Annotated in this window: 29 protein-coding genes; 26 read left to right on the forward strand and 3 right to left on the reverse strand. The window is 41.4% G+C overall.

The genetic code is table 11. From position 1 onward, the window contains the following. Nucleotides 1-27: 27 nt before the first annotated feature. From rimP to groL, 18 genes are all read left to right on the forward strand, one after another. Nucleotides 28-507 carry a ribosome maturation factor RimP gene (gene rimP, locus AXE83_RS02530; protein WP_000338687.1) on the forward strand — a complete coding sequence of 160 codons (480 nt, stop codon included), beginning with the start codon at nucleotides 28-30 and terminating at the stop codon, nucleotides 505-507. 42 nt (nucleotides 508-549) lie between these two features. Then, nucleotides 550-1,686, forward strand: coding sequence for a transcription termination factor NusA (gene nusA, locus AXE83_RS02535; protein WP_060955304.1), 1,137 nt, complete (start codon nucleotides 550-552; stop codon nucleotides 1,684-1,686). 21 nt (nucleotides 1,687-1,707) lie between these two features. Next, nucleotides 1,708-2,001 carry an RNase P modulator RnpM gene (gene rnpM / locus AXE83_RS02540; RefSeq protein ID WP_006144965.1) on the forward strand — a complete coding sequence of 98 codons (294 nt, stop codon included), beginning with the start codon at nucleotides 1,708-1,710 and terminating at the stop codon, nucleotides 1,999-2,001. Next, entirely contained in the window at nucleotides 1,994-2,293 is a 300-nt protein-coding gene (locus AXE83_RS02545) for a YlxQ-related RNA-binding protein (protein WP_060955305.1), read from the forward strand. Before rnpM ends, AXE83_RS02545 begins: the two co-directional genes overlap by 8 nt. A 16-nt stretch (nucleotides 2,294-2,309) precedes the next feature. Continuing rightward, the gene (gene infB, locus AXE83_RS02550) at nucleotides 2,310-5,063 is read left to right on the forward strand and encodes a translation initiation factor IF-2 (protein WP_060955306.1); all 2,754 of its coding nucleotides are present in this window, start codon (nucleotides 2,310-2,312) and stop codon (nucleotides 5,061-5,063) included. Between the two features lie 251 nt (nucleotides 5,064-5,314). Further along, nucleotides 5,315-5,665, forward strand: a complete 351-nt coding sequence (rbfA, locus tag AXE83_RS02555; protein ID WP_001273596.1) for a 30S ribosome-binding factor RbfA — start codon at nucleotides 5,315-5,317, stop codon at nucleotides 5,663-5,665. A 159-nt stretch (nucleotides 5,666-5,824) separates the two neighbouring features. Next, nucleotides 5,825-6,604, forward strand: coding sequence for a hypothetical protein (locus AXE83_RS02560; RefSeq protein WP_060955307.1), 780 nt, complete (start codon nucleotides 5,825-5,827; stop codon nucleotides 6,602-6,604). Nucleotide 6,605: 1 nt separating this feature from the next. Then, nucleotides 6,606-6,788, forward strand: a complete 183-nt coding sequence (locus tag AXE83_RS02565; RefSeq protein ID WP_060955308.1) for a hypothetical protein — start codon at nucleotides 6,606-6,608, stop codon at nucleotides 6,786-6,788. A gap of 321 nt (nucleotides 6,789-7,109) precedes the next feature. Next, nucleotides 7,110-7,343, forward strand: a complete 234-nt coding sequence (locus tag AXE83_RS02570; RefSeq protein ID WP_000368732.1) for a DUF1858 domain-containing protein — start codon at nucleotides 7,110-7,112, stop codon at nucleotides 7,341-7,343. Then, nucleotides 7,343-8,677 (forward strand): DUF438 domain-containing protein, encoded by a 1,335-nt coding sequence (locus AXE83_RS02575; protein ID WP_060955309.1) that lies wholly within the window; start codon nucleotides 7,343-7,345, stop codon nucleotides 8,675-8,677. The genes AXE83_RS02570 and AXE83_RS02575 overlap by 1 nt, the downstream gene beginning before the upstream one ends. 9 nt (nucleotides 8,678-8,686) lie before the next feature. Further along, nucleotides 8,687-8,941: a DUF1912 family protein gene (locus tag AXE83_RS02580; RefSeq protein ID WP_060955310.1), complete on the forward strand. Its 255-nt coding sequence runs from the start codon at nucleotides 8,687-8,689 to the stop codon at nucleotides 8,939-8,941. A 76-nt stretch (nucleotides 8,942-9,017) separates the two neighbouring features. Continuing rightward, entirely contained in the window at nucleotides 9,018-9,308 is a 291-nt protein-coding gene (locus tag AXE83_RS02585) for a DUF4651 domain-containing protein (protein ID WP_000850671.1), read from the forward strand. Next, entirely contained in the window at nucleotides 9,305-9,622 is a 318-nt protein-coding gene (locus AXE83_RS02590; RefSeq protein WP_060955311.1) for a thioredoxin family protein, read from the forward strand. The genes AXE83_RS02585 and AXE83_RS02590 overlap by 4 nt, the downstream gene beginning before the upstream one ends. Before the next feature lie 13 nt (nucleotides 9,623-9,635). Beyond that, nucleotides 9,636-10,262: a YtpR family tRNA-binding protein gene (gene ytpR / locus AXE83_RS02595; RefSeq protein WP_060955312.1), complete on the forward strand. Its 627-nt coding sequence runs from the start codon at nucleotides 9,636-9,638 to the stop codon at nucleotides 10,260-10,262. A 29-nt stretch (nucleotides 10,263-10,291) separates the two neighbouring features. After that, nucleotides 10,292-11,053, forward strand: a complete 762-nt coding sequence (locus AXE83_RS02600) for an SDR family NAD(P)-dependent oxidoreductase (RefSeq protein WP_060955313.1) — start codon at nucleotides 10,292-10,294, stop codon at nucleotides 11,051-11,053. Nucleotides 11,054-11,129: 76 nt separating this feature from the next. Beyond that, on the forward strand, nucleotides 11,130-11,525 hold the full coding sequence (locus AXE83_RS02605) for a single-stranded DNA-binding protein (protein ID WP_060955314.1): 396 nt from the start codon (nucleotides 11,130-11,132) through the stop codon (nucleotides 11,523-11,525). Nucleotides 11,526-11,680: 155 nt separating this feature from the next. Next, nucleotides 11,681-11,965, forward strand: a complete 285-nt coding sequence (gene groES, locus AXE83_RS02610; RefSeq protein WP_060955315.1) for a co-chaperone GroES — start codon at nucleotides 11,681-11,683, stop codon at nucleotides 11,963-11,965. Nucleotides 11,966-11,980: 15 nt separating this feature from the next. Beyond that, a complete protein-coding gene (groL, locus tag AXE83_RS02615) occupies nucleotides 11,981-13,600 on the forward strand; it encodes a chaperonin GroEL (RefSeq protein ID WP_060955316.1) in 1,620 nt (539 codons plus the stop codon). 204 nt (nucleotides 13,601-13,804) lie between these two features. Here groL and serS read toward each other — a convergent pair whose 3' ends face one another. The 3 genes from serS to AXE83_RS02630 form a co-directional block, all read right to left on the reverse strand. Next, nucleotides 13,805-15,079 carry a serine--tRNA ligase gene (gene serS, locus AXE83_RS02620; protein WP_060955317.1) on the reverse strand — a complete coding sequence of 425 codons (1,275 nt, stop codon included), beginning with the start codon at nucleotides 15,077-15,079 and terminating at the stop codon, nucleotides 13,805-13,807. Nucleotides 15,080-15,292: 213 nt separating this feature from the next. Then, nucleotides 15,293-15,664, reverse strand: a complete 372-nt coding sequence (locus tag AXE83_RS02625) for a DUF956 family protein (RefSeq protein WP_060955318.1) — start codon at nucleotides 15,662-15,664, stop codon at nucleotides 15,293-15,295. 2 nt (nucleotides 15,665-15,666) lie between these two features. After that, nucleotides 15,667-17,031, reverse strand: coding sequence for an aspartate kinase (locus AXE83_RS02630; protein WP_060955319.1), 1,365 nt, complete (start codon nucleotides 17,029-17,031; stop codon nucleotides 15,667-15,669). A gap of 159 nt (nucleotides 17,032-17,190) precedes the next feature. Between AXE83_RS02630 and AXE83_RS02635 the strand changes: the two genes are divergently transcribed. The 8 genes from AXE83_RS02635 (at nucleotide 17,191) to fabG (ending at nucleotide 23,303) form a co-directional block, all read left to right on the forward strand. Then, entirely contained in the window at nucleotides 17,191-17,751 is a 561-nt protein-coding gene (locus AXE83_RS02635) for a hypothetical protein (RefSeq protein WP_060955320.1), read from the forward strand. A 110-nt stretch (nucleotides 17,752-17,861) separates the two neighbouring features. After that, nucleotides 17,862-18,647 (forward strand): enoyl-CoA hydratase, encoded by a 786-nt coding sequence (locus AXE83_RS02640; protein ID WP_060955321.1) that lies wholly within the window; start codon nucleotides 17,862-17,864, stop codon nucleotides 18,645-18,647. 90 nt (nucleotides 18,648-18,737) lie between these two features. Then, complete coding sequence (fabT, locus tag AXE83_RS02645) at nucleotides 18,738-19,172, forward strand: fatty acid biosynthesis transcriptional regulator FabT (RefSeq protein ID WP_000386343.1); 435 nt, start codon at nucleotides 18,738-18,740, stop codon at nucleotides 19,170-19,172. Further along, a complete protein-coding gene (locus AXE83_RS02650; protein WP_060955322.1) occupies nucleotides 19,172-20,146 on the forward strand; it encodes a beta-ketoacyl-ACP synthase III in 975 nt (324 codons plus the stop codon). Before fabT ends, AXE83_RS02650 begins: the two co-directional genes overlap by 1 nt. Nucleotides 20,147-20,202: 56 nt before the next feature. Then, nucleotides 20,203-20,427, forward strand: a complete 225-nt coding sequence (locus tag AXE83_RS02655; RefSeq protein ID WP_060955323.1) for an acyl carrier protein — start codon at nucleotides 20,203-20,205, stop codon at nucleotides 20,425-20,427. Nucleotides 20,428-20,648: 221 nt separating this feature from the next. Further along, nucleotides 20,649-21,623: an enoyl-[acyl-carrier-protein] reductase FabK gene (fabK, locus tag AXE83_RS02660; protein ID WP_060955324.1), complete on the forward strand. Its 975-nt coding sequence runs from the start codon at nucleotides 20,649-20,651 to the stop codon at nucleotides 21,621-21,623. Next, nucleotides 21,616-22,536, forward strand: a complete 921-nt coding sequence (gene fabD / locus AXE83_RS02665; RefSeq protein WP_060955325.1) for an ACP S-malonyltransferase — start codon at nucleotides 21,616-21,618, stop codon at nucleotides 22,534-22,536. The genes fabK and fabD overlap by 8 nt, the downstream gene beginning before the upstream one ends. Before the next feature lie 32 nt (nucleotides 22,537-22,568). Further along, complete coding sequence (gene fabG, locus AXE83_RS02670) at nucleotides 22,569-23,303, forward strand: 3-oxoacyl-[acyl-carrier-protein] reductase (protein WP_060955326.1); 735 nt, start codon at nucleotides 22,569-22,571, stop codon at nucleotides 23,301-23,303. Nucleotides 23,304-23,310 lie beyond the last annotated feature (7 nt).

Raw genomic sequence — 23,310 nt, forward strand, 5'->3', positions numbered from 1 at the left:
ATATCTTCGCCTCTTGCTTATGAGGAGGTGGACGCAATCGCAACTATCGTAGAATTAGTCAGAGAAGTCGTAGAACCTGTCATTGAAGCTCCCTTTGAACTCGTGGATATCGAGTACGGAAAGATTGGCAGTGACATGATTCTTAGTATTTTTGTAGATAAACCAGAGGGAATTACCTTGAACGACACAGCGGACTTGACAGAAATCATCAGTCCTGTCCTAGATACTATCAAGCCAGATCCCTTCCCAGAACAATATTTCCTAGAAATCACCAGTCCAGGCTTGGAGCGTCCTTTGAAAACCAAGGAAGCAGTCGCTGGAGCAGTTGGGAAATACATCCATGTTGGACTTTACCAAGCCATCGATAAGCAAAAGGTCTTTGAAGGAACCTTGCTAGCCTTTGAAGAGGATGAGTTGACTATGGAGTATATGGACAAGACTCGTAAGAAAACAGTCCAAATCCCATACAGTTTGGTATCAAAAGCACGTTTAGCAGTAAAATTATAGTAAAAGAAAGGAAGCTTTTGAAGATTCAAAAGTGAATAGAAGATGAGTAAAGAAATGCTAGAGGCCTTCCGCATTTTGGAAGAAGACAAGGGAATCAAAAAAGAAGACATCATTGATGCAGTGGTGGAATCACTTCGTTCAGCCTATCGCAGACGCTATGGGCAGTCTGATAGTGTAGCCATTGATTTCAACGAAAAGACAGGTGACTTTACAGTTTATACTGTTCGTGAAGTTGTTGATGAAGTATTTGATAGCCGTTTGGAAATCAGCTTGAAAGATGCTCTTGCCATTAACTCAGCTTACGAGCTTGGGGACAAGATTAAATTTGAAGAAGCACCAGGTGAGTTTGGTCGTGTAGCAGCTCAGTCTGCCAAACAAACCATCATGGAAAAAATGCGCAAGCAAACACGTGCTATCACCTACAACACTTACAAAGAGCATGAGCAAGAAATCATGTCAGGTACAGTGGAGCGCTTCGACAATCGCTTTATCTATGTCAACCTTGGCAGCATCGAAGCTCAATTGTCAAAACAAGACCAAATCCCTGGTGAAGTCTTTGCTTCTCACGATCGTATCGAAGTTTATGTCTACAAGGTTGAAGACAATCCACGTGGTGTCAACGTCTTTGTGAGCCGTAGCCATCCAGAAATGATTAAACGCTTGATGGAACAAGAAATTCCTGAAGTCTATGACGGAACAGTTGAGATCATGAGCGTGGCTCGTGAAGCAGGTGACCGTACAAAGGTTGCTGTTCGTAGTCACAATCCTAACGTGGATGCGATCGGAACAATCGTTGGACGTGGTGGTGCTAACATCAAGAAAATTACTAGCAAATTCCACCCAGCTCGCTACGATGCCAAGAGCGATCGTATGGTCCCAATCGAAGAAAACATCGACGTTATCGAATGGGTAGCAGATCCAGCTGAATTTATCTACAATGCTATTGCTCCTGCAGAAGTTGACCAAGTTATCTTTGATGAAAATGATAGCAAGCGTGCCTTGGTCGTCGTGCCAGATAACAAACTATCTCTTGCCATCGGTCGTCGTGGGCAAAACGTTCGCTTGGCAGCTCACTTGACTGGATACCGTATCGATATCAAGTCTGCAAGTGAATTTGAAGCGATGGAAGAAGCTGGTCAAGTTGATTTCGCTGACACAGACGAATTGACTGAAGAATAAAAGCTGCAAGAGGAGGGAAGGATGAAAACAAGAAAAATCCCTTTGCGCAAGTCTGTTGTTTCTAACGAAGTGATCGATAAGCGAGATTTACTTCGTATTGTCAAGAACAAAGAAGGCGAAGTCTTTATCGATCCGACAGGCAAGGCTAATGGCCGTGGCGCTTATATCAAGCTAGACAATGCAGAAGCCCTAGAGGCTAAAAAGAAAAAAGTCTTTAACCGTAGCTTTAATATGGAAGTTGAAGAAAGTTTTTATGACGAGTTGATTGCTTATGTTGATCACAAAGTAAAAAGAAGAGAGTTAGGACTTGAATAAGCAAAAAGTAAGTAATCTCTTGGGACTTGCTCAACGAGCAGGGAAAATTATCTCGGGTGAAGAAATGGTTGTCAAAGCCATTCAGGAACAGAAAGCTAAGCTGGTATTTCTAGCGCATGATGCTGCTCTCAACCTGACCAAGAAGATTCAGGATAAAAGTCACTATTATCAAGTAGAAGTTGTAACCGTGTTTTCAACACTGGAATTAAGCATAGCAGTTGGAAAATCAAGAAAGGTTTTAGCTGTGACAGATGCTGGATTTACAAAGAAAATGAGGTCTCTTATGGAATAGAAGAGGAGGACATGATTTGTCTAAGAAAAGATTGTACGAAATCGCCAAAGAACTTGGAAAAGAAAGTAAAGAAGTTGTAGCGCGTGCAAAAGAGTTGGGCTTGGATGTAAAAAGCCACTCATCAAGTGTGGAGGAAGCAGCTGCTTCAAAAATCGTAGCAAGTTTTAAACCTGCTCCTGCTCCAAAGGTAGAATCGAAACCTGTGGCTCCAAAGCCAGTTGTCACTAAGGAAGAGGCAAAACCAGCAGCAACTGTTGCTCCTAAAGAAGAAAAAGTGGCACCAGCAAAACCGCAGAGTCGAAACTTTAAGGCTGAGCGTGAAGCACGTGCAAAAGAGCAGGCTGAACGACGCAAGCAAAATAAGGGCAATAACCGTGACCATCAACAAAATGGGAATCGTCAAAAAAATGATAACCGTAATGGTGGTAAACAAGGTCAAGGCAATCGTGACAACCGTCGATTCAATGATCAAGGTAAAAAACAACAAGGTCAGCAAAATCGTGGGAATGATCGCCGTCAGCAAGAGGACAAACGTCCAAATCAGGCTGGACCACGCATTGACTTCAAAGCCCGTGCAGCTGCTCTAAAAGCAGAGCAAAATGCAGAATATGCTCGTTCAAGTGAGGAACGCTTCAAGCAGTCTCAAGCTGCCAAAGAAGCCTTGGCTCAAGCAAACAAACGCAAGGAACCTGAGGAAATCTTTGAAGAAGCTGCTAAGTTAGCTGAACAAGCGCAGCCAGTTCAACCAGTGGTTGAAGTAGCTCCTGTAGCCAAAGAGGCTGTAGTGGATACACGTCGTAAGAAACAAGCCCGACCAGACAAAGATCGTGATGATTACGATCATGAGGAAGATGGTCCTAGAAAACAACAAAAGAATCGAAGTAGTCAGAATCAAGTGAGAAATCAAAGAAATAGTAACTGGAATAACAATAAGAAAAATAAAAAAGGCAATAAACAAAATAACCGTAATCAGGCTCCAAAACCTATTACAGAGCGTAAATTCCATGAATTGCCAACAGAATTTGAATATACAGATGGTATGACTGTTGCGGAAATCGCAAAACGTATCAAACGTGAACCAGCTGAGATTGTTAAGAAACTATTTATGATGGGCGTTATGGCCACTCAAAACCAATCTTTGGATGGAGAAACAATCGAACTCCTCATGGTTGATTATGGAATTGAAGCTAAACAAAAGGTAGAAGTGGACAATGCGGATATCGAACGTTTCTTCGTAGAAGATGGATATCTAAATGAAGACAAGTTGGTTGAACGTCCACCAGTTGTAACGATCATGGGACACGTTGACCATGGTAAAACAACCCTTTTGGATACCCTACGTAATTCTCGTGTCGCTACAGGAGAAGCAGGTGGTATCACTCAGCATATTGGTGCCTACCAGATTGAGGAAAATGGCAAGAAGATTACCTTCCTTGATACACCTGGACACGCGGCCTTTACTTCTATGCGTGCACGTGGTGCCTCTGTTACCGATATTACGATCTTGGTCGTAGCGGCAGATGACGGGGTTATGCCTCAAACTATCGAAGCCATCAACCACTCAAAAGCAGCTAATGTTCCAATCATCGTTGCTATTAACAAGATTGATAAACCAGGTGCCAACCCAGAACGTGTAATCGGCGAATTGGCTGAACACGGTGTTATGTCAACAGCTTGGGGTGGAGATTCTGAGTTTGTAGAAATCTCGGCTAAATTCAACCAAAACATCGATGAACTCTTGGAAACTGTTCTACTTGTAGCTGAAATCCAAGAGCTCAAAGCAGATCCAACAGTTCGTGCCATCGGTACTGTTATCGAAGCTCGCTTGGATAAAGGAAAAGGTGCGGTCGCAACCCTTCTTGTTCAACAAGGTACTTTGAATGTTCAAGACCCAATCGTTGTAGGTAATACATTTGGACGTGTCCGTGCTATGACCAATGACCTTGGACGTCGTGTGAAGGTTGCTGGACCATCAACACCAGTATCCATTACAGGTCTAAACGAAGCACCAATGGCAGGTGATCACTTTGCCGTTTATGAAGATGAGAAGTCTGCTCGTGCAGCTGGTGAAGAACGTGCTAAACGTGCTCTTATGAAACAACGTCAAGCTACACAGCGTGTAAGTCTTGAAAACCTCTTTGATACTCTTAAAGCTGGTGAACTCAAGTCTGTTAACGTCATCATCAAAGCCGACGTACAAGGTTCAGTTGAAGCCCTCTCTGCCTCACTACAAAAGATTGACGTGGAAGGTGTAAAAGTTACCATCGTCCACTCAGCAGTTGGTGCTATCAACGAATCTGACGTGACTCTTGCTGAAGCTTCAAATGCCTTTATCGTTGGTTTCAACGTACGTCCTACACCACAAGCTCGCCAACAAGCAGAAGCCGACGATGTAGAAATCCGTCTCCACAGCATTATTTACAAGGTTATCGAAGAGATGGAAGAAGCCATGAAAGGTATGCTTGATCCAGAATTTGAAGAAAAAGTTATCGGTGAAGCAATTATCCGTGAAACCTTCAAAGTGTCTAAAGTCGGAACAATCGGTGGATTTATGGTTACTAGCGGTAAAGTTACCCGTGATTCTAAAGTCCGTGTTATTCGTGACGGTGTCGTTATTTACGATGGTGAACTTGCAAGCTTGAAACACTATAAAGATGACGTCAAAGAAGTTACAAACGGCCGTGAAGGTGGTCTCATGATTGATGGCTATAATGACCTCAAGATGGATGATGTGATTGAAGCCTATATCATGGAAGAAATCAAGAGATAAGATTTTTGCTCCTTTCTTAGGTGGTGAGGGACGCAAGCAAACCGATGGTTTCATTGCTTATTTTTGAGCCTAGAGTCTCAAAAATCCCCAGTGATTGAACTGAATTATCAGTCCAATCACTTTCACCACGGCGAAAGAAGCAGATAAGTTCAAATTGAACTTCGTTTCAATTTGAATTGAAAATCAATAAGTTTAAAAATAGCTAGGTCTGCTGGCCTAGCTTTTGGTTCAATTGAGAGAAAGGAAAAAGTATGGCAAATCATTTCCGTACGGATCGTGTGGGCATGGAAATCAAGCGCGAAGTCAATGAGATTTTGCAAAAGAAAGTCCGTGATCCGCGTGTCCAAGGTGTGACTATCACTGATGTTCAGATGCTAGGTGATTTATCTATGGCTAAGGTTTACTACACTATTTTGAGTAATCTTGCCTCAGATAATCAGAAAGCTCAAGTCGGACTTGAAAAAGCAACCGGAACTATCAAACGTGAACTTGGTCGCAATTTGAAATTGTACAAAATTCCAGACTTAACTTTCGTCAAAGACGAATCCATCGAATATGGAAACAAGATTGACGAGATGCTACGCAATCTGGATAAGAATTAAGCTGAAAGAGGGGCAACCCTCTTTTTTGTGTGTCTATAAGTAGGTCATTGTCTAGTCAGATTAGATGAGTAGAAATCAATAAAATAAATCTTGAAAATATCATTTATTGCATAAATATGATAAGATAAAGCTTGATATGAATGAAAAATGGAGATAGAGATGGCTAAAGAAGATGTGGCGATGCAAGTGTTGCAACAGGTAGTAAAACTTCCTGTCGTCAAAGTGAACCGGTCAAAATTTTTAATGGACAAATTCTCTAAGGAAGTGGCTTCAAAGGATATTCCTAGATTATTGGAAGAAGGGCCGACAGCTTTATTATCTCAGGAAACCTTAGATCGAGTGGCTAATGCATGTATTAGAGATAATGTATTGCTAGCAAGTGGAACATCTGTTTTAGCAGGTTTGCCTGGAGGTATTGCCATGGCAGTTACCATTCCGACAGATGTAGCCCAGTTTTACGCATTTTCACTGAAACTAGCTCAGGAGCTAGGTTATATTTACGGCTATGATGATCTCTGGGCTTCGCGAAATGAATTGAGTGAAGAAGCTAAAAATACCCTCTTGCTCTATCTGGGAGTGATGTTGGGAGTAAATGGTGCGGGCGCTCTCCTTCGTTCTGGTGGTGTTACAGTTGCTAAGCAAGTGATGAAAATCGTAAACAAAAAGGCTTTGACAAAGACTCTTTGGTATCCAATTTTGGAAAAAGTTCTGAAAATCTTTGGAGTGAATCTGACCAAGGGAGGATTGGCTAAGGGGATGGGGAAAGTTATTCCTATTTTAGGTGGAGTCCTATCAGGAGGCTTAACTTTTGCGACCATGAAACCTATGGGAGAAAGATTGCAAAAAGAATTGTCCAAATTGATTAACTACGATGAAGCACAATATCAAAGAGATGTTGCCACTATCCAAAAAGAGGTTGAAATCATCGAAGGAGAATGACATGGGGATCATAACAATACTGGCCAAAACCTACGGTAATTATCTTCTTACAAGGCAAGCTTTAAAAGTTGCAGAAACCATAAAAAAAGATGAAAACACAGTAGTAAGTTTAGGAAAATTACTTCTCGTAGATAAGCTTATGGATACAGCTACTTGGTTGATGAAGCCGGAGGATAAAGAATGAAATCTTTTTGGAAGCTCTTCACTCTTCTTTTTATAACACCAATTGTCGGTCTGATAAAAATTCTCTGGTTTTTAGTCTCTTTCGCCTTCCAATTACTGTTCTATAAGATTCTTTTCAAGATCATAGACTGGTTTTTCAAACTTCTCTGATGATCATGGTAAGGATAAGACTTTGAGGTTTTACTAGGAAGAGTCTATATAATTAGAAATAATGAAGTGATACGAAATAAACTAGCAAGTCTTCTACTGCTAGTTTTTTAATCTTTGCCCTTGTGGTATAATAAAAAAGAAAAAACTGTTAGAGAATATGATGGAGGTTATGATGGACAATATCATTGATGTATCTATTCCTGTTGCGGAAGTTGTGGACAAGCATCCAGAAGTTTTGGATATCCTAGTAGAACTTGGTTTTAAACCTCTTGCAAATCCCTTGATGCGAAATACAGTCGGACGAAAAGTATCGCTCAAACAGGGGTCTAAGCTCGAGGGAACTCCTATGGACAAGATTGTACGCACACTGGAAGCAAATGGTTACGAAGTGATTGGATTAGACTAATGGCAGATGAACGAATTCATGTCCTACGGGATATTTTATTAGAATTGCATAATGGAGCCTCCCCTGAATCCGTTCAGGAGCGCTTTGATGCAACCTTTACAGGTGTATCTGCTATCGAGATTTCCCTTATGGAGCACGAGTTGATGAACTCTGACTCAGGCGTAACCTTTGAAGATGTCATGGAGCTCTGTGATGTCCATGCCAATCTTTTTAAAAATGCTGTTAAGGGCGTCGAAGTTGAAGATACCGAGCATCCAGGTCATCCTGTCCGTGTTTTTAAAGATGAAAATCTAGCCCTTCGTGCTGCCTTGATTCGTGTTCGTAGATTATTAGATACATATGAGTCTATGGAAGACGAGGAAATGCTTGCGGAGATGCGTAAGGGTTTGGTTCGGCAGATGGGACTTGTAGGTCAATTTGACCGTCACTACCAGCGGAAGGAAGAGCTCTTCTTTCCTATTATGGAGCGTTACGGACATGATTCGCCACCAAAAGTTATGTGGGGAGTGGATGACCAGATCAGGGAACTCTTTCAAACAGCTTTAGCGTCAACTAAGTCGCTCCCAGAAGTGCCAATTTCCGCCGTAAAGGAAGCTTTTGAAGCTTTTGCGACTGAATTTGAGAGTATGATTTTCAAGGAAGAGTCCATCCTCCTCATGATTCTGCTCGAATCCTTCACCCAGGATGACTGGATTCAGATTGCAGAGGAAAGTGATGCTTATGGCTATGCGATCATCCGTCCGTCTGAGAAATGGGTTCCTGAACGTCAAAGTTTTGTTGAGGAAAAAAGTGTAGAAGAACCAACTCAGCCAGAAACTGTAGATGGACAGGTTCAACAAGTGATTGATACGCCAGAGGGTCAGTTTACTATCACCTTTACACCTAAGGAAAAGGAAGCAGTGATGGACCGAAATAGTCAGCAGGCTTTTGGAAATGGCTATCTTTCAGTTGAACAAGCTAATCTTATCCTTAATCATTTGCCTATGGAGATTACCTTTGTTAATAAGGATGATATCTTCCAGTATTACAATGACAATACGCCAGCAGATGAGATGATTTTCAAGCGGACACCGTCTCAAGTCGGGCGCAATGTCGAACTATGTCATCCGCCCAAGTATTTGGATAAGGTAAAAACCATTATGCAAGGTCTTCGTGAAGGGAAAAAAGACAAGTACGAGATGTGGTTCAAGTCAGAATCACGGGGCAAGTTTGTTCATATCACTTATGCTGCTGTACACGATGAAAATGGAGAATTTCAAGGTGTATTGGAGTATGTTCAGGATATCCAGCCTTACCGTGAGATTGATACAGATTATTATCGAGGAATAGAATAAGGAGAAACAATGAGTTACGAACAAGAATTTATGAAGGAATTTGAAGCCTGGGTTAATACCCAAATCATGATTAATGATATGGCGCTCAAGGAAAGCCAAAAGGTCTATGAAGAAGATCAAGATGAGCGGGCTAAAGATGCCATGATTCGCTATGAAAGCCGCTTAGATGCCTACCAGTTCTTGCTAGGCAAGTTTGAAAATTTCAAGACAGGCAAGGGATTCCATGATTTACCAGAAGATTTATTTGGAGAGAGAAACTATTAAGTTTTCAATATTGGTAAAGGGGAGGGGAACTCCCTTTTTCATTGTTCCTTGAGCCTTTTTGTGTTACAATGTTAGCATGAAAACGAAAAATATTATTAAAACAGGTTTAGTCGTGGCAGGGCTTGGAGCACTTGCCTTTGGTGCTAAGAAAGTCGCTGATGATCACAAACTCATGAAGACACAGGAAGAGTTAACTGCTATTGTGCGTGACTATTTCTCAGAAATGGGTGAGATTGGAACTCTCTATGTCCAAGTGTACGAAAGTAGCTTAGAACGTCTTGTTGGTGGTGTTATTTTTGAAGATGGACGTCACTATACCTTTGTCTACGAAGATGAAGATCTCATCTACGAGGAGGAAGTCATATGATTTCTCCTAAGAGTATAGAAGAATTAGCAAATCTAGTAGAACAGGATGGCAAGAAGGTCTTCCTTTTTGTTGCGGATTGGTGTGGCGATTGTCGCTATATCTATCCAGCTCTGCCAGAGATTGAAGAGGCCAATCCAGAGTTTACCTTTATACGAGTAGACCGAGATGAGTACATGGAACTTGCAAAACTATGGGATGTATATGGGATTCCAAGTCTTGTTGTCTTAGATAAGGACAAGGAGATTGGACGCTTTGTTAATCGTGACCGTAAAACCAAGGCACAAATAAACGACTTTTTAGCAGAATTAAAATAGGAGAAAAGAAAGAATGATTTTTACATATAACAAAGAACATGTCGGTGATGTCCTTATGGTCATCGTGAAAAACAGTGGCGATGCCAAACTAGATGTTGAGCGTAAAGGCAATGTGGCACGTGTTTTCCTAAAGGAAACTGGTGAAACTGTTGCTTGGAATATTTTTGAAGTTTCTCATTTATTTGAGATTGAGAAGCGAGGCCAAGTATTCTTAACAGATGACCAAGTAGCACGTTTGAACCAAGAATTGCAAGCTCAAGATTTTACCGAAGAGATTATCAATGACAAGGAACCGAAATTTGTCGTTGGTGAAATCGTAGAAATGGTGGCACATCCAGATAGTGATCACCTCAATATCTGCCAAGTGGCAGTTGCGAGTGATAAGACAGTGCAAATCGTTGCAGGAGCTCCTAATGCGCGTGTCGGTTTAAAGACCATTGTAGCTCTTCCAGGAGCTATGATGCCAAAAGGGAATCTCATTTTCCCAGGGGAACTTCGTGGTGAAAAGAGCTTTGGGATGATGTGCAGTCCTCGTGAACTTGCCTTACCAAATGCTCCACAAAAGCGTGGTGTCATTGAATTGTCAGAAGACCAAGTTGTCGGAACACCATTTGACCCAGCAAAACACTGGACAGCTTAAATTTGTTAAGTTAGATAGGAGAAAGTAAGATGGCAAAAAATGTTGTGATCACAGGTGCAACATCAGGTATTGGTGAAGCTATTGCGCGTGCCTATCTAGAAAAAGGTGAAAGTATCGTTCTTATAGGGCGTCGAACAGAAAGACTCGAATCTCTTAAAACTGAGTTTGCAAAAGCTTTTCCAAATCAAAAAGTTTGGACCTTTCCCCTTGATGTGACCGATATGACAATGGTTAAAACTGTTTGTTCAGAAATTCTTGAAGCAGTAGGTTCGATTGATATTTTAGTTAATAATGCTGGGCTGGCTCTCGGTTTAGCACCCTATCAGGACTATGAAGAGTTGGATATGTTGACCATGCTGGATACCAATGTCAAGGGCTTGATGTCTGTTACTCGTTGTCTCTTGCCTTCTATGGTGACTGCAAATCAAGGCCATATCATTAATATGGGTTCAACCGCAGGTATTTACGCCTACGCTGGTGCAGCAGTCTATTCAGCAACCAAGGCAGCTGTCAAAACTTTTTCAGATGGGATTCGGATTGACACCATAGCTACAGATATCAAGGTGACAACTATTCAGCCTGGTATTGTAGAGACTGACTTTTCTAAGATCCGTTTCCATGGAGATGAGGCACGGGCTGCAACGGTCTATCAGGGACTTGAAGCCTTGCAGGCGCAAGATATTGCAGATGCTGTTGTCTATGTAACCAGTCAACCACGACGTGTACAAATCACAGATATGACCATCATGGCTAATCAACAAGCAACTGGATTTATGATTCATAGAGAATAACATTATTTTTAAAAAAGTTACAAATTTTGTAACTTTTTTCTTTTACCTTCGAATAGATAAGTAGGAGGATGAAAAAATGTATAATAAAATTATTCTTATTGGAAGAATCGTGGCAACACCAGAATTGCACAAAACCAACAATGACAAGTCCGTTGCACGAGCAACTATCGCAGTGAATCGCCGTTATAAAGATCAAAATGGGGAACGTGAAGCAGACTTCATCAATATTGTGGTCTGGGGCAAATTGGCTGAAACCTTGGCTAGTTATGGAAGCAAAGGTAGTCTCATTTCTGTGGATGGCGAACTTCGTACCCGTAAGTTTGAGAAGAATGGCCAGACCAACTATGTGACCGAAGTTCTCGCTACAGGCTTCCAACTTTTAGAAAGTCGCGCCCAACGTGCTATGCGTGAAAATAATGCAGGACAAGATTTGGTAGACCTGGTCTTGGAAGAGGAGGAACTTCCATTTTAAAATGACAAGAGTTTGAGAGTTTTCTCCAACTCTTTTTATGCTATAAATCAGACTTTTTTCTTGACTATTTTTGACCAAGTGATACAATAGAAATATGGTTTAGCACTCGTGTACAAAGAGTGCTAATAATATGATTGAATTATGGAGGAAAACAGATGTTGAAACCATTAGGAGACCGTGTGGTCTTGAAAATTGAAGAAAAAGAACAAACTGTTGGGGGATTTGTCCTCGCAAAATCAGCCCAAGAAGAAACGAAAACAGCTACAGTCGTGGCTACTGGACAAGGTGTTCGTACCTTGAGCGGTGAACTAGTCGCTCCAAGTGTAAAAGTTGGTGATCAAGTTTTAGTCGAATCTCATGCAGGTATCGAGGTCAAAGATGGGGATGAAAAATACCTCATCGTAGGTGAGGCTAGCATCTTGGCAATCGTTGAAGAATAATAGGAGGAAGTAAGTATGTCAAAAGAGATTAAATTTTCATCTGATGCACGTTCAGCAATGGTCCGTGGTGTTGATATCCTAGCTGATACTGTTAAAGTAACCTTGGGACCTAAAGGCCGTAACGTCGTTCTTGAAAAATCATTCGGTTCACCATTGATTACCAATGACGGTGTAACCATCGCTAAAGAAATCGAACTAGAAGACCATTTTGAAAATATGGGTGCCAAATTGGTGTCAGAAGTGGCTTCTAAAACCAATGATATTGCTGGTGACGGGACAACTACTGCAACAGTTTTGACCCAAGCTATTGTTCGTGAAGGGATCAAAAACGTTACGGCTGGCGCAAACCCAATCGGTATCCGTCGTGGGATTGAAGCAGCAGTTGCAACTGCTGTAGAAGCCTTGAAGAACAATGCCATTCCAGTATCAAGCAAGGAAGCTATTGCACAAGTCGCTGCCGTATCCTCTCGTTCTGAAAAAGTAGGTGAGTACATCTCTGAAGCCATGGAAAAAGTTGGCAAGGATGGAGTCATCACCATAGAAGAATCACGTGGGATGGAAACAGAGCTTGAAGTTGTAGAAGGAATGCAATTTGACCGTGGGTATCTATCACAGTACATGGTCACTGACAATGAAAAAATGGTTGCAGACCTTGAAAATCCATACATTTTGATTACAGATAAGAAGATTTCAAATATCCAAGAAATCTTGCCACTACTAGAAAGCATCCTTCAAAGCAGTCGTCCCCTCTTGATTATTGCTGATGACGTTGACGGTGAAGCTCTTCCAACTCTTGTTTTGAACAAGATCCGTGGAACCTTCAACGTCGTTGCTGTTAAGGCGCCTGGATTTGGTGACCGTCGTAAGGCTATGCTGGAAGATATCGCGATTTTGACAGGTGGTACAGTCATTACAGAAGATCTTGGTCTTGAGTTGAAAGATGCTACCATTGAAGCACTTGGTCAAGCAGCTAAAGTGTCTGTTGATAAAGATAGTACAGTCATTGTAGAAGGTGCAGGTAATCCTGAAGCAATTGCTAATCGTGTTGCTGTCATCAAATCACAAATTGAAACAACAACTTCAGAATTTGACCGTGAAAAACTCCAAGAACGCTTGGCTAAATTATCAGGTGGAGTAGCAGTTATTAAGGTCGGAGCTGCGACTGAAACAGAATTGAAAGAAATGAAACTCCGCATCGAAGACGCCCTCAATGCGACTCGCGCAGCTGTTGAAGAAGGAATCGTTGCAGGTGGTGGTACTGCCCTTGTTAATGTTATCTCTGCTGTTGCTGCCTTGGAATTAGAAGGCGATGAAGCAACAGGTCGCAATATTGTTCTTCGCGCCTTAGAAGAGCCTGTTCGTCAAATCGCTTATAATGCAGGGTATGAAGGTTCAATTGTTATTGATCGTTTGAAAAATGCAGAACTTGGAACAGGCTTCAATGCTGCAACAGGTGAATGGGTCAACATGATTGAAGCAGGAATTATCGATCCTGTTAAGGTTAGCCGTTCAGCCCTTCAGAACGCAGCTTCAGTAGCAAGCTTGATTCTAACAACAGAAGCAGTCGTAGCTAACAAACCAGAACCAGCTGCACCAGCGCCAGCTATGGATCCATCTATGATGGGTGGTTACTAATAAATAAATAAAAACAGGTAGAATGAAAGATTTCTACCTGTTTCTTTTGAATTACTCAAAAAGAGGAAGCTCATACTCTTCGAAAATCAAATTCAAACCACGTCAGCGTCGCCTTACCGTACTCAAGTACAGCTTGCGGCTAGCTTCCTAGTTTGCTCTTTGATTTTCATTGAGTATCAGCCTCCTCTTTTTACATTTATTTAATTATGGTTTGATAACTTCAACTCCACCCATGTATGGACGAAGAACTTCTGGAATGGTAACAGAACCATCTTCGTTTTGATAGTTTTCAAGGATAGCAGCGACTGTACGTCCAACAGCAAGTCCAGAACCATTCAAAGTATGAAGAAGTTTAACCTTACCATCGGCTTCATCACGGTAACGGATTTGGGCACGACGAGCTTGGAAATCTTCTGTATTTGAACAGCTTGAGATTTCACGGTAGGTATTTTGAGCAGGGATCCATACTTCCAAGTCATAAGTCTTAGCAGCAGAGAAGCCCATATCTCCAGTAGAGAGAGCAACCACACGGTATGGAAGGTTGAGTTTTTGAAGGATGTTTTCAGCGTTGGCTGTCATCTTTTCTAGTTCTTCGTATGACTCTTCAGGTTTGGCAAATTTCACCATTTCTACCTTGTGGAATTGGTGTAAACGAATCAAACCACGAGTATCACGACCAGCTGAACCAGCTTCAGAACGGAATGATGGACTCATAGCAGTAAAGTAGATTGGCAAGTCTTTTCCGTCAAGAATTTCATCACGGTAGTAGTTGGTCAGAGGAACTTCAGCAGTAGGAATGAGGACGTAGTTCGTATCTTTCAATTCAAATGTATCTTCTTTGAATTTTGGATATTGACCAGTACCGAACATAGAATCATGGTTAACCATGTAAGGCGTGATGACTTCAGTATAACCTTCCTTACCATGCTCATCTAGCATAAAGTTGTAGATGGCACGTTCCAAGCGAGCTCCGAGGCCTTTATAGAAGAGGAAACGAGCTCCAGTGACTTTTCCACCACGTTCCCAGTCAAGAATACCAAGGTCTTCTCCGAGATCCCAGTGGGCTTTTGGTTCAAAGTCAAACTCACGAGGAGTTCCCCAACGGCGAACTTCTACGTTATCATCTTCGTCTGCACCGATAGGCACGCTATCAGCTGGGATATTTGGAAGTGTAGTAGTAAATTCAGTCAATTTCGCATCGATTTCTGCCAATTCAGCATCAAGAGCTTTTACCTCGGCAGAGAGGGTTTGCATAGCAGCAATCTTATCATCTGCATTTTCCTTGTTACGTTTAGCTTGAGCAATTTCAGCAGAAACCGTGTTACGCTCAGCCTTAAGGGTTTCAACCTTCACCAAGATGTCACGACGTTTAGCATCGATTTCTTTCATCTCGTTCAAGATAGCAGCATCTACACCACGTGTAGCTAGTTTTTCAGCGACAGCATCAAAGTCTGTACGAATACGTTTGATATCTAACATATAAACTCCTTTATGAAAAAAGCACACCTGACAAAGCGTTGGAGTGGCAGGGCCACGGTTCCATCCAACTTCACAGGTGTGCACTTGATTCTGTATTTGATTTAAAACAACGGTAGAATTTCAATTAAATCTTCTATCTGCTCGCAGCACCCGCAGACTTTCTGAAAGAAGGAAGTAACCTACTTATCCGTTTCTAAGATTATACTAAACTTTCTATTTTTTTGCAAATAGATTTTTAATTTTTCGACCAATGATTTGGACTAAGGTAGGAAGTTTGACTACCTTGTCATTTCCCAGTTTTTCACGAGCTATTTTAAGAATTTTTCCAGAGTCTTTTGAGGCGAAGAGGAATTTTCCTTGATCTGTAAAGACTTCAAAATGCCGACTAACCTTGCGGCCTGAAACATTGGCTCCAATTTGGTTAACGCTGGACCATGGGATTTGAATATAGTCCTCGACATTACGATCTGAGTAAAATTCTAGCGCATGATCTCCAACCAGAAATTTTCCAACCTTTCCTGTAATGGAGAGATAGGAGGTTCCAGTTGTTTGCAAGTCGACGACCTTGTTGAGGGATTGTGCCATGTTTAGCCTTCCTTATTTTCACCGAAAAATGCTTGGTAGAGAGCTTTAAGAGCGGCTTTTTCTTGGTCTTTATGGACAACAAACATGATAGAAACTTCACTAGAACCTTGTGACATCATTTGAATGTTGATCTTGTTCTCAGATAAGGCACGAGTAGCTGTAGCAGTTACCCCGATATGACGCTTCATTTTTTCCCCAACAATCATAATGATAGAGAGGTCGTGTTCGATTTCAGCGTGGTCTACCTCTGCTTTTTGGACTAATTGACGAAGGATTTCTTCTTCCTTGATCGGAGTTAATTCTCGTGAACGTAAGATGATAGACAGGTCATCGATACCAGTTGGCATGTGTTCCCAACCAATATTAAGGTCCTCAAGAATCTGAAGAACTTTGCGACCAAAACCGATCTCGCGGTTCATCAGATACTTAGACATATTAATGCTGACAAATCCTGAATCACCAGCAATTCCTACAACTGGAAATTCATCACTACTGTGTTTTAGAACGATACGAGTACCTGGATGCTCAGGATTGTTGGTATTTTTAATGACAAGAGGAATTTTCCCACGGTAGGCAGGTAGAAGTGCTTCATCGTGTAGTACAGAGAATCCTGCATAGGCCAATTCACGCATTTCACGGTAGGTTAATTCAGGGATAGAGTGTGGTTTATGGATAATACCAGGGTGAGCTGCAAAGATTCCATCTACATCAGTAAAGTTTTCATAGAGGTCAGCTTTGACACCAGCAGCGATGATAGAACCAGTAATATCTGATCCCCCACGTGAGAAGGTACAAATTTGATCTTCTTTAGTAACACCGAAGAAACCAGGGATAACAAGAACTTCAGTTGAATTTGTCAATTCCTCGATTTTATCATAACTTGATGGGATGATTCGCGCATTTCCAGGTTCGCTTGTCACAACGATACCAGCTTCTCTAGGATGAACATAACGCGCCTCCAAGCCATTTTGGTTAAAGTAGGCTGCAATCAACTTGGCATTGTTATTTTCTCCAGCTGCTAGAAAGGTATCATAGAGAAACTTATTATCTTCAATTGGAAGAGTTGCAAGAGCACGGATGCTTTTTGAGATTTTTTCTAGAACTGTTGGTTTGAGTTTTAGCTCACTAACCATGGCAGCATAGCGATCAATAATCCAGTTTTGACGTTTACTGATATCATTACCAGCTACATAGTCGCGGTAGTATTTAATCAAGGCATCTGTCACCTTGGTATCTTCAGAATTGCGTTTACCAGGTGCAGATACAACCACAAAACGACGTTCTGGATCACTTTTGACAATATTTAAAACTTTTTCTAACTGACTAGCAGAGGCAAGCGAGCTTCCACCAAATTTAACAACCTTCATAAGAACTCCTAAAGTAAGTATTTTATACGATTATAGCAGAAAGAGGGGCTTTTTTCAAACTGAAAAATATCCTATACAATTGTTTGAAAGTCTCATCAGAAAAGCTTATAATAAAGGTGTAGGATGAAAGACTCTTCTAATGAAAGGAGTTGGGGGAAGATGATTAAAAGAGTAGTTTGTTTAATCTTACTAGTCCTTACCTTCGTGATGATTCCTACAAATATCGGAGCAAGGTCTCATCCTCTTCCCAGTGGCCGTTTGACCGGAGAAGAATTAGCGATGGAGTATGCGCAGGAGCGTCAGATTTCAGTTGAGAGGGCTAAAATTATCTTATCTATCGGCTTGTCAGATAGTAAGGCAAGGACCTATCGAATTCTCTCTGAAAAGCTTATCGTCAATCCTAACTATGAAGCTAGAGTCAAATTTTATTGTCGAATAGATGAAAGTGGACAATTTAGAGGAATCACAAAACTCTTAGCTACAAGTCTGGTCAACAAGGACGGAGACAAGGAAGCTCCTTTTACAGGAAATCTTTTTGCCTACCTTGAAGATCCAAATCGTGTTTTTTACATGGTTTCAGGAGAATTCTACCATAAGGGATCCAACCAAGAACAGCTCTATCAGAGAGAAGGAGGACGAATGCTTGAAGTGATTTATGATTTCATGGATGATACAAGTACTGGTTTTCCTGTATTTTTAGAGACCAAACTAAGATTTTAAAATCGGCCGAGACACTTTCGGTCGATTTTTCTCTTGTCTAAAAAGCTGGAAAAAGATATAATTTGAAAATAAAATAATTTAAACATCATTTTAATTTGAAAGGAGTGGCTATGAATCATATTATCTATCAAGTTCAGGACGATCTAGCGATGCTTACTCTGAATCGTCCCGAGGTAGCAAATGGCTTTCATATTCCTATGTGTCAGGAAATTTTAGAAGCCTTAGAATTAGCTGAAAAAGATAGTGCTGTTTCCTATATTCTCATAAATGCAAGAGGCAAAGTTTTTTCTGTCGGAGGGGACTTGGTAGAGATGAAACGAGCTGTCGATGAGGATGATATTGCATCCTTGGCTCAGATTGCAGAATTAGTCAATGCCATTTCTTATAAAATAAAGCAAATTCCTAAACCAGTCATTATGGAGGTGGATGGAGCAGTTGCTGGAGCTGCGGCTAATATGGCTTTGGCTGTTGACTTCTGTATTGCGTCGGACAAGGCTAAATTTATTCAAGCCTTTGTAGGCGTAGGCTTGGCTCCTGATGCGGGTGGTTTATTCTTGCTGACACGATCACTAGGAGCGACTCGGGCAACGCAGCTTGCTATGACCGGTGAAGCTTTTACAGCTGAGAAGGCTTTAGAAGCAGGTGCTGTCTACCGGATGTGTGCTGGTGATCAACTGGAAAAGACAAGAGAGCAACTGTTGAAGAAGTTGAGAAGAGGCTCTACTAACTCTTACGCAGCCATTAAGAAATTGGTCTGGGAAAGCGAGTTTAAGCAGTGGCATGAATATACCAAATTGGAACTGGAGCTACAGGAAACTCTATCTTATACCGAAGATTTTAAGGAAGGTGTTCGTGCACATTCTGAAAGAAGACGTCCAAAATTTTGGGGGAAATAATAAAATACTTGCGCAATTCTTTGAAGTTTGATATACTTTTTTTGTCAAATGTTTTGATAGTTAAACTTTTTGATGAGGGAGGGAAGAAAATTGGACTACCAACGGATCAATGACTATTTAACATCTATTTTTAATAACGTCCTGGTGATTGAGGAAGTGAGTTTGAGAGGTAGTCGTTTCAAGGATATCTCCATCAAGGAAATGCACACGATTGATGTGATCGGCAAGTTTCCAGATGTGACTCCAAGTCAAGTGTCCAAAGAGTTGATGGTAACTCTAGGAACCGTGACAACTAGCTTAAACAACTTGGAACGAAAAGGTTATATCGAGCGCTTGCGATCAGATCAGGATCGTCGTGTAGTACATCTGCATTTGACAAAGAAAGGTCGCTTGGTACATCGGCTCCATAAACGTTTCCATAAGGCCATGGTCGAAAGAATTATCGAAGGTATGAGCCCAGAGGAAATGGACGTTATGAGTAAAGGTTTGACCAATCTTTATCAATTTTTGGAGGATTTGAAATAATGGCTTTTGCAAAAATAAGCCAGGTTGCTCATTATGTACCAGAGCAGATTGTCACAAATGAGGATTTAGCTCAGGTTATGGATACGAGTGATGAATGGATTTCAAGTCGAACTGGGATTAAGGAACGTCGCATTTCTAAGACAGAATCAACAGGAGATTTGGCAACGGCAGTTGCAAAACAACTCCTAGAGAAGTCAGGGATTTCTGCTGAAGAGTTGGATTTTATCATCCTAGCTACGATGACACCTGACTCAATGATGCCTTCTACTGCAGCACGTGTACAGGCTCGTATTGGTGCTCGTAAGGCCTTTGCATTTGATCTAACTGCTGCTTGTAGTGGTTTCACCTTTGCCCTTTCAACTGCTGAGAAATTCATATCATCTGGACGATTTGGCAAGGGCTTGGTCATCGGTAGTGAAACTATGTCCAAAACCTTGGACTGGACAGATCGTTCAACAGCTGTCCTATTTGGAGATGGAGCTGGTGGCGTCTTGTTAGAAGCAAGTGATAAGCAACATTTCCTAGCGGAGAGTCTCAATAGCGATGGTTCACGTAGTGAGTGCTTGACCTATGGACAGACAGGTTTGACTTCCCCATTTTCAGTTCAAGAAAAGCCAGACGCTTTCTTGAAAATGGATGGCCGAGCAGTTTTTGACTTTGCAATTCGAGATGTTGCTAAGTCTATCAAAGAGACCATAGAGATGAGTCCTGTATCTGCAGAAGAACTAGACTATCTCCTGCTTCATCAGGCCAATAACCGTATCTTGGATAAAATGGCTAGAAAAATCGGTGTAGATCGTGATAAGCTTCCCGCAAATATGACCAAGTATGGCAATACGAGTGCGGCAAGTATTCCGATTTTGCTTTCAGAGTGTGTAGAAGAAGGCTTAATCCATTTGAATGGTAGCCAAAAAATACTCTTATCAGGCTTCGGTGGAGGTTTGACATGGGGCACACTTGTTGTTACAATTTAGGTAATCATGTGGTGAACACATTGTTATAAAAACTATTTATTTTAAAGGAGTCTATCATGGCAGTATTTGAAAAAGTACAAGAAATTATCGTTGAAGAACTTGGAAAAGACGCATCAGAAGTAACACTTGAATCTACTTTTGATGATTTGGAAGCAGATTCATTGGACTTGTTCCAAGTAATCTCTGAAATCGAAGATGCTTTTGATATCCAAATCGAAGCAGAAGACAACTTGAAAACAGTTGGTGACTTGGTTGCTTATGTTGAAGAGCAAACAAAATAATTTATACTCTTCAAAAATCAAATTCAAACCACGTCAGCTTCGCCTTGCTGTACTCGAGTACAGCCTTCGGCTAGCTTCCTAGTTTGCTCTTTGATTTTCATTGAGTATTAAATAAACGGAGAAGGAGTAGGGAAACCCGCTCCCTCTTGTTCAGGTAATAGTTTGACAGTCAAAGTATAATATGGTCGAACTATTACCTAAGCAAGACTCATGGAGGCACTATGAAAACACGTATTACAGAATTATTGAATATTAAATATCCTATCTTTCAGGGAGGAATGGCCTGGGTTGCTGATGGTGACCTGGCGGGTGCTGTTTCAAAAGCAGGTGGTCTGGGTATCATTGGTGGAGGAAATGCTCCCAAGGAAGTGGTTAAGGCCAATATCGATAAGATTAAATCATTAACAGACAAGCCATTTGGTGTCAACATTATGCTTTTGTCTCCATTTGTTGAAGATATCGTTGATCTTGTGATTGAAGAAGGGGTTAAGGTTGTTACAACTGGCGCAGGGAATCCAAGTAAATACATGGAACGATTCCATGAGGCAGGGATTACTGTTATTCCAGTTGTCCCAAGTGTGGCTTTGGCAAAACGCATGGAAAAAATTGGTGCGGATGCCGTCATTGCTGAAGGTATGGAAGCTGGGGGACACATTGGCAAGTTAACAACTATGACCTTGGTTCGTCAAGTTGTAGCTGCTGTTTCAATTCCTGTTATTGCTGCTGGAGGTATAGCAGACGGCGAGGGTGCAGCTGCTGGCTTTATGCTTGGTGCAGAAGCTGTGCAAGTAGGAACTCGTTTTGTAGTTGCTAAAGAATCAAATGCTCATCCAAACTATAAAGCTAAAATTTTAAAAGCTCGTGATATTGACACAACTATCTCAGCACAACATTTTGGACACGCAGTTCGTGCCATTAAAAACAAATTGACTCGTGATTTCGAGCAAGCTGAAAAAGATGCCTTCAAACAAGAAAATCCAGATTTAGAAATTTTTGAACAAATGGGCGCAGGAGCCTTAGCTAAGGCTGTTGTCCATGGTGATGTAGATGGCGGTTCAGTGATGGCTGGTCAGATTGCAGGTCTGGTTTCGAAAGAAGAAACTGTTGAAGAAATCTTAAAAGGTATTTACTACGGTGCAGCTGAAAAGATTCAAGCAGAAGCTGCTCGTTGGGCAGGAGTTACAAGAAATGACTAAAACAGCCTTTCTATTTGCAGGTCAAGGAGCCCAGTACCTAGGAATGGGACGTGAGCTATACGACCAATATGCTATCGTCAAGGAAACTATCGACCAAGCTAGCCAAGTCTTAGGGTATGACCTTCGGGATTTGATTGACAATGATGAAACGAAACTAAATCAGACTCGTTACACACAAGCAGCTATTTTGGCTACATCCGTTGCCATTTACCGACTACTAAAGGAGAAAGGTTTCCAACCAGATATAGTGGCAGGCCTGTCTCTTGGAGAATATTCTGCCCTTGTAGCTAGTGGTGCCTTGGATTTCGAAGATGCAGTGGCTCTAGTTGCTAAACGTGGGGCTTATATGGAAGAAGCAGCACCTGCAGGGTCTGGTAAAATGGTAGCTGTGCTTAATACACCGGTTGAAGTAATTGAAAAAGCTTGTCAAGAAGCCTCTAAACTTGGTGTTGTAACTCCAGCTAACTACAATACGCCGAGTCAAATTGTTATTGGTGGTGAGGTAGTAGCGGTAGATCGTACAGTTGAACTTTTGCAAGAGGCCGGAGCAAAACGTTTAATTCCGCTCAATGTTTCGGGTCCTTTCCATACAGCTTTATTGGAACCTGCTAGTCAAAAATTAGCTCAAGCCTTGACAGAGATTGAGTTTTCTGATTTTGCTTGTCCACTTGTTGGAAATACAGAAGCAAAGGTCATGGAAAAAGAACGCATTGCAGAACTCTTGACTCGTCAAGTTAAGGAACCGGTGCGTTTTTATGAAAGTATTGCTCTTATGCAAGAAACTGGTGTGAATCGTTTTATCGAGATTGGTCCTGGGAAGATCTTGTCAGGATTTGTCAAAAAGATTGATAAAACTGCTCAACTGGCTAATGTGGAAGATCAAGCAAGTTTACAAGCACTCTTAGAAAATTAGACCAAAATGGTAGAAGTTCTGAAAGGAGAAACATGAAACTAGAAAATAAAAATGTCTTTATCACAGGCTCAAGTCGAGGAATTGGTCTTGCCATTGCTCATAAATTTGCCAGCTTGGGAGCCAATGTTGTCTTGAATAGTCGTGGTGAAATCTCTGAGGAGCTTCTAGCCGAATTTAAACCATACGGAGTGAAGGTCCTTGCTATTTCTGGTGACGTTTCTGATTTTGCGGACGCAAAGCGTATGGTGGACCAAGCCATTGAAGAGCTAGGTTCAGTTGATGTTTTAGTCAACAATGCCGGGATTACCCAAGACACTCTCCTGCTCAAGATGACAGAAGTAGACTTTGAGAAGGTCTTAAAAGTCAATCTTACGGGTGCCTTCAATATGACACAAGCAGTCTTGAAACAGATGCTAAAAGCTCGTGAAGGTGCCATTATCAATATGTCCAGTGTTGTTGGTTTGATGGGAAATATCGGTCAAGCAAACTACGCTGCTTCAAAGGCAGGATTGATTGGTTTTACCAAGTCTGTAGCACGTGAGGTTGCTAATCGTAATGTGAGAGTAAATGCTATTGCGCCAGGAATGATTGAATCAGATATGACAGCAGTTCTATCTGATAAGGTCAAAGATGCTATGTTAGCACAAATTCCGATGAAACAATTTGGCCAAGCTGAGCAAGTCGCAGAGGTCACAGCCTTTCTTGCAAGTCAAGATTATCTAACGGGACAGGTCATTGCAATTGATGGTGGACTAACCATGCAATAAGAGTTAA

This window comes from Streptococcus sp. oral taxon 431 (assembly GCF_001553685.1).
Taxonomy (GTDB): Bacteria; Bacillota; Bacilli; order Lactobacillales; family Streptococcaceae; genus Streptococcus.

Excerpts from the sequence above, each read along its gene's own strand:
- nusA (WP_060955304.1), top strand. The coding sequence starts at position 550 with ATGAGTAAAGAAATGCTAGAGGCCTTCCGCATTTTGGAAGAAGACAAG.
- rnpM (WP_006144965.1), top strand. The coding sequence starts at position 1,708 with ATGAAAACAAGAAAAATCCCTTTGCGCAAGTCTGTTGTTTCTAACGAA.
- rbfA (WP_001273596.1), top strand. The coding sequence starts at position 5,315 with ATGGCAAATCATTTCCGTACGGATCGTGTGGGCATGGAAATCAAGCGC.
- AXE83_RS02560 (WP_060955307.1), top strand. The coding sequence starts at position 5,825 with ATGGCTAAAGAAGATGTGGCGATGCAAGTGTTGCAACAGGTAGTAAAA.
- AXE83_RS02565 (WP_060955308.1), top strand. The coding sequence starts at position 6,606 with ATGGGGATCATAACAATACTGGCCAAAACCTACGGTAATTATCTTCTT.
- AXE83_RS02570 (WP_000368732.1), top strand. The coding sequence starts at position 7,110 with ATGGACAATATCATTGATGTATCTATTCCTGTTGCGGAAGTTGTGGAC.
- AXE83_RS02575 (WP_060955309.1), top strand. The coding sequence starts at position 7,343 with ATGGCAGATGAACGAATTCATGTCCTACGGGATATTTTATTAGAATTG.
- AXE83_RS02580 (WP_060955310.1), top strand. The coding sequence starts at position 8,687 with ATGAGTTACGAACAAGAATTTATGAAGGAATTTGAAGCCTGGGTTAAT.
- AXE83_RS02585 (WP_000850671.1), top strand. The coding sequence starts at position 9,018 with ATGAAAACGAAAAATATTATTAAAACAGGTTTAGTCGTGGCAGGGCTT.
- AXE83_RS02590 (WP_060955311.1), top strand. The coding sequence starts at position 9,305 with ATGATTTCTCCTAAGAGTATAGAAGAATTAGCAAATCTAGTAGAACAG.
- ytpR (WP_060955312.1), top strand. The coding sequence starts at position 9,636 with ATGATTTTTACATATAACAAAGAACATGTCGGTGATGTCCTTATGGTC.
- AXE83_RS02600 (WP_060955313.1), top strand. The coding sequence starts at position 10,292 with ATGGCAAAAAATGTTGTGATCACAGGTGCAACATCAGGTATTGGTGAA.
- AXE83_RS02605 (WP_060955314.1), top strand. The coding sequence starts at position 11,130 with ATGTATAATAAAATTATTCTTATTGGAAGAATCGTGGCAACACCAGAA.
- groES (WP_060955315.1), top strand. The coding sequence starts at position 11,681 with ATGTTGAAACCATTAGGAGACCGTGTGGTCTTGAAAATTGAAGAAAAA.
- groL (WP_060955316.1), top strand. The coding sequence starts at position 11,981 with ATGTCAAAAGAGATTAAATTTTCATCTGATGCACGTTCAGCAATGGTC.
- serS (WP_060955317.1), bottom strand. The coding sequence starts at position 15,079 with ATGTTAGATATCAAACGTATTCGTACAGACTTTGATGCTGTCGCTGAA.
- AXE83_RS02625 (WP_060955318.1), bottom strand. The coding sequence starts at position 15,664 with ATGGCACAATCCCTCAACAAGGTCGTCGACTTGCAAACAACTGGAACC.
- AXE83_RS02630 (WP_060955319.1), bottom strand. The coding sequence starts at position 17,031 with ATGAAGGTTGTTAAATTTGGTGGAAGCTCGCTTGCCTCTGCTAGTCAG.
- AXE83_RS02635 (WP_060955320.1), top strand. The coding sequence starts at position 17,191 with ATGATTAAAAGAGTAGTTTGTTTAATCTTACTAGTCCTTACCTTCGTG.
- AXE83_RS02640 (WP_060955321.1), top strand. The coding sequence starts at position 17,862 with ATGAATCATATTATCTATCAAGTTCAGGACGATCTAGCGATGCTTACT.
- AXE83_RS02650 (WP_060955322.1), top strand. The coding sequence starts at position 19,172 with ATGGCTTTTGCAAAAATAAGCCAGGTTGCTCATTATGTACCAGAGCAG.
- AXE83_RS02655 (WP_060955323.1), top strand. The coding sequence starts at position 20,203 with ATGGCAGTATTTGAAAAAGTACAAGAAATTATCGTTGAAGAACTTGGA.
- fabK (WP_060955324.1), top strand. The coding sequence starts at position 20,649 with ATGAAAACACGTATTACAGAATTATTGAATATTAAATATCCTATCTTT.
- fabD (WP_060955325.1), top strand. The coding sequence starts at position 21,616 with ATGACTAAAACAGCCTTTCTATTTGCAGGTCAAGGAGCCCAGTACCTA.
- fabG (WP_060955326.1), top strand. The coding sequence starts at position 22,569 with ATGAAACTAGAAAATAAAAATGTCTTTATCACAGGCTCAAGTCGAGGA.